Genomic DNA, 3216 nt, shown 5'->3' on the forward strand with positions numbered 1-3216 from the left:
GCCCGAGCCGTCGCGGCGCCCGACCGCGGCCGGCAGCTCGATCGGCACCCCGCTCGCGGCCGCCGCGCGGGCCGGCGCCGTACCGGCCCACGCCAGCAGCAGCGTGTCCTCGCCCTTGAGGAACCGGTGGCAGCGCACGCCGCCCGTCGCCCGGCCCTTCGCCGGGTACTCCGCATAGGGCGTCACCTTGACCGCGCCCGGCTGGGTGCCGGGCAGCGCCGTCGACGAGCCGGAGACGGTGACGACCGCACCGTCGCGCGTGCCGTCGACCGCGCCGAAGAACGTCACCTTCGCCCCGGCCCCGAGCTTGATGCCGGCGATGCCGCCGCCCGCCCGTCCCTGCGGCCGGACCGCCGACGCCGAGAAGCGCAGCAGCTGCGCGTCCGTCGTGATGAACACCAGGTCCTCGTCGCCGGTGCGCAGCTCGACGGCGCCGACGACGCGGTCGCCGTCGTCGAGGCGGATGACGTCGTAGGCGTCCTTGCCGGGGTGATCGGGGACGACCCGCTTGACGACGCCGCGTTCGGTGCCGAGCGCCAGTCCGGGGGAGTCCGGCGAGAACGTCGTCAGCGCCAGCGCCCGCTCACCGGCGTCGAGCTCGATGAACTCCTTCAAGGCGGCGCCCCCGGCCAGGTTCAGCGCGGCCGTCGGCGGCAGCGCCGGCAGGTCGAGCACGGACAGCCGCAGCACCCGGCCGGCCGAGGTGACGACGCCGACCTGGCCGCGCGCCGTCGCCGCGGCGACGGACACGACGACGTCGTGCTTGGAGCGCTTGTCGCCGTAGACCAGCGGCTCCTCGCCGGCCGTGCGGGCCAGCAGGCCGGACGACGACAGCAGCACCTGGCAGGGGTCGTCGGCGATCTCCAGCGACGCGGCGCCGGCGCGCGTGGTGACCGCACCGGACTCCTCCAGGAGGACGGTGCGCCGGGGCGTCGCGTGCTTGGCGGCGATCTCGGCCAGCTCCTCCGACACGGCCTGCCGCAGCAGCGACTCGTTCTCGAGCAGCGCCGTCAGCTCCTCGATGGTGCGGCGGAGGTCCTCGCCCTCCTTCTCCAGCTCCAGCCGGTCGTACCGGGTGAGCCGGCGCAGCGGGGTGTCGAGGATGTACCGGGCCTGGATGTCGGACAGGTCGAAGACGGCCATCAACCGCTCGCGCGCCGCCGACGCGTCGTCGGAGGACCGGATCACCGCGATGACCTCGTCGATGTCGAGCAGCGCGATCATCAGGCCGTCGACGAGGTGCAGGCGGTCGGCGGCCTTGGTGCGCCGGAACTCGCTGCGCCGCCGCACGACGTCGAGCCGGTGCGCGATGAAGACCTCGAGCAGTTCCTTGAGGCCCAGCGTCCGCGGCTGCCCGTCGACCAGCGCGACGTTGTTGATCGAGAAGGAGTCCTCGAGCGGCGTGAGGCGGTACAGCTCCTCCAGCACCGCCTCGGGCACGAACCCGCTCTTCAGCTCGATGACGAGGCGCAGCGCGGTGTTGCGGTCGGTGTAGTCGACGACGTCGGCGACGCCCTGCAGCTTCTTGTTGCGGACCAGCTCGACGATGCGCTCGCGGACCCGCTCGGGGCCGACCATGTACGGCAGCTCGGTGACGACGATGCCCTTGCGCCGGGCGGTGATGTTCTCGATGCGGGCGGTCGCACGGGTCTTGAACGCGCCGCGGCCGGTCTCGTAGGCCTCGCGGACGCCGTCGAGCCCGATGATCCGCCCGCCGCTGGGAAGGTCGGGGCCCGGGACGAACCGCATGAGATCGTCCAGCGACGCGTCCGGGTTGGCCAGCAGGTGCCGGGTGGCGTCGATGACCTCGCCGAGGTTGTGCGGCGCCATGTTCGTCGCCATGCCGACGGCGATGCCGGTGGCGCCGTTGACCAGCAGGTTCGGGAACGCCGCCGGAAGCACCTCGGGCTGCTCGAACTGGCCGTCGTAGTTCGGCACCATGTCGACGACGTTCTCGTCGAGCGACTGGACCAGCAGCATGGCCGGCTCGCTCATGCGGCACTCGGTGTACCGGTAGGCGGCCGGGCCGGCGTCGAGCGAGCCGAAGTTGCCGTGCCCGTCGACCAGCGGGACGCGCATGGCCCACGGCTGCGCCATGCGCACCAGCGTGTCGTAGATGGCGCCGTCGCCGTGCGGGTGCAGCTTGCCCATGACGTCGCCGACCACGCGGCCGCACTTGACGTGCGGGCGGTCGGGGCGCAGGCCCATCTCGTTCATCTGGAACAGGATCCGGCGCTGCACCGGCTTCAGCCCGTCGCGGGCGTCCGGGATGGCGCGGGAGTAGATGACGGAGTAGGCGTACTCGAGGAAGCTGCCCCGCATCTCCTCCGAGACGTCGACGTCGAGGATGACCTCGTCGAAGTCCTCGGGCGGGGGTGTCGTGGTCCGGCGTGCCATGCCGACCATTGTCACCCTGCCGGGCGCCTCCGCCGTGCAGCGACCCGCGCGCAGGTCAGGACGAGAACTCGAGCGACAGCGCGAAGATCGCGGCCAGCGAGGGCACGACGACGAGGGCGCCGGCGAGGACGGGGTAGCGCTCGACGAGGGGGACGGCGTGCGGGTAGCGCCGGGCGAGCGCGCGCGGCGAGGACAGCCGGCCGAGCTTGTGGGTCTCGACGCCGAGGGCGGCGATGAGCCGGCGCATGTCGTCCTCGACCCAGCGGCTGCCCTTCATGCGGGCGATGCGCCGGCCGCCTCGGTCCAGGACGTACAGGTGGGCGAGGCTGCGGCTGTTCTTGTGGGTGCGGGGGAGCGCCGCGGTGACGATCGACCCGACGGCGTCGCGCGGGACGCGGCGGGTGCGCAGCAGCCCGGTGACGGCGAGCTCCGACGGCGTGACGGTGATGGTGGCGCGCCGGAACCAGGCCGGCCCGATGCTCGACGCCAGCGCGATGACGGTGAGCGACACGACGACGCCGAACGCGCCGCCGCGGACCAGCAGCGCCGCCAGCAGCACGACGATCGGCAGCAGCGACCACTTGACGGTGTTCACGTAGCGGCGCAGCGACGGCCGCAGCACGAGCGCGGCTCCGGGCAGGGGTCCGGGCACGGCCAGCATCATAGGTGCCGGCGGGTCCGCGGACCAGGCTCGGCGGCGCGCCACGCTCGAACCAGGGGCGTCCCCGGCGCGTCGCCGTTGACGCTTCTATGTCAAGCTGCTGGTTGTTGGCAGGTCGCGGGTGGGAAGTCGTGGCGGAGTTCGCGGTGGATGACGTC

Annotated in this window: 2 protein-coding genes; both read right to left on the reverse strand. The window is 73.0% G+C overall.

What is annotated here, in order from left to right; translation table 11 throughout:
• On the reverse strand, positions 1-2397 hold a 2397-nt coding region (locus DY240_RS23455), incomplete at its 3' end, for a DNA gyrase/topoisomerase IV subunit A (protein WP_147375476.1).
• Positions 2398-2452: 55 nt separating this feature from the next.
• Positions 2453-3049 (reverse strand): hypothetical protein, encoded by a 597-nt coding sequence (locus DY240_RS23460; protein ID WP_147375477.1) that lies wholly within the window; start codon positions 3047-3049, stop codon positions 2453-2455.
• Between the last annotated feature and the right edge of the window lie 167 nt (positions 3050-3216).

This window comes from Jiangella rhizosphaerae, assembly GCF_003579925.1.
Classification (GTDB): domain Bacteria; phylum Actinomycetota; class Actinomycetes; order Jiangellales; family Jiangellaceae; genus Jiangella; species Jiangella rhizosphaerae.